Source organism: Bradyrhizobium sp. SHOUNA76 (genome assembly GCF_023006445.1).
GTDB lineage: Bacteria > Pseudomonadota > Alphaproteobacteria > Rhizobiales > Xanthobacteraceae > Bradyrhizobium.
This window is the reverse complement of record NZ_JALBHA010000919.1, coordinates 1-1,177: the sequence shown is the minus strand read 5'-3', so window position 1 is coordinate 1,177 and position 1,177 is coordinate 1. Positions and strand designations below refer to the sequence as shown.

The window sequence follows — 1,177 nt, the reverse complement described above, 5'->3', positions numbered from 1 at the left end:
GGCCGCGCCAGCGCAATGCCTGAAGGCGAGAAGCTCGCCGCATTCGCCGCAACCGGCGCGGTGCTCGCGATCCATCTGTCGATCCATCTGCTCGACAACGTCGTCGCCGAGCTCACGCCGCATTATGGCGAGGACTGCCCGGTCGCGATCGTCTGGCGCGCGAGCTGGCCGGACCAGCGCATTGTCCGCGCCACGCTCGGCACACTCGATGCCGCCGTCGGCACGGAAATGGAGCGCACCGCGCTGATCCTGGTCGGCAAGACGCTTGGCGCTGCGGATTTCGACGAGAGCCGGCTCTATGCCGCCGACTATGACCGTCGCTATCGGCCGGTTGGCACTGAACCGCGCTTTCCGGAGGCGTCGTGATGGCAGCAAGCCTCGTCATTTCCGCACCGGCCTCCGGCGTCGGCAAGACCACACTGACGCTGGCGCTCGCGCGCGCCTGGCGCAATCGTGGCCTGAACGTACAGTGCTTCAAGAGCGGCCCTGACTACATCGATCCCGCCTTCCACGCCGCCGCCACGGGACGGGCCTCCGTCAACGTCGATAGCTGGGCGATGGACCGCGGGACAATCGCGCATCTCGTCAGCCGCGGCGCGGATGCCGATGTCGTGCTTGCCGAGGGCTCGATGGGCCTGTTCGACGGCGTCGCCGCGCGCGGCGTCTCCGGCACCGGTGCCACCGCCGATATCGCGGAGATGCTGGGCTGGCCGGTGGTTCTGGTGATCGACCCCTCAGGTCAAGCACAAACGGCGGCGGCGATCGCCGCAGGCCTTCGCGATTATCGCCCCGGCGTGAGGCTTGCGGGCGTCGTGCTCAATCGCGTCGCCAGCCCGCGCCATGAAGACCTCGTGCGGCGCGCGCTGAACGACGCCGGCATTGCGGTGTTCGGCGCGCTGCCGCGCCATGCCGAGATCAGACTGCCGAAGCGGCATCTCGGCCTCGTCCAGGCCGAAGAGCAGGCGGAGATCGGCAAGCTGATCGACGAGGCCGCGCGCTTCGTTGCCGAGCACGTCGATCTCGACGCGGTGCTGCGCTTCGCTGCCAACTGGTCGCCGCAGCCGGCGGCGAGTGGCTTCAACGTGGCGCCGCCCGGCCAGCGCATTGCGCTGGCCCGTGATGCCGCATTCTCCTTCGTCTATCCGCATATGCTCGAGGCCTGGCGCGCGGCGGGCGC

The 1,177-nt window shown here is 69.2% G+C and carries 2 protein-coding genes; both read left to right on the top strand.

The genetic code is table 11. The features are described 5' to 3' along the window. The coding region (locus MOV74_RS38570) for an SAM-dependent methyltransferase (protein WP_246932794.1) at nt 1-366 on the top strand (366 nt) is incomplete at its 5' end. Then, nucleotides 366-1,177 (top strand): cobyrinate a,c-diamide synthase (locus MOV74_RS38565; protein ID WP_246932793.1); only part of this gene is annotated, 812 nt, incomplete at its 3' end. The genes MOV74_RS38570 and MOV74_RS38565, both read left to right, overlap by 1 nt.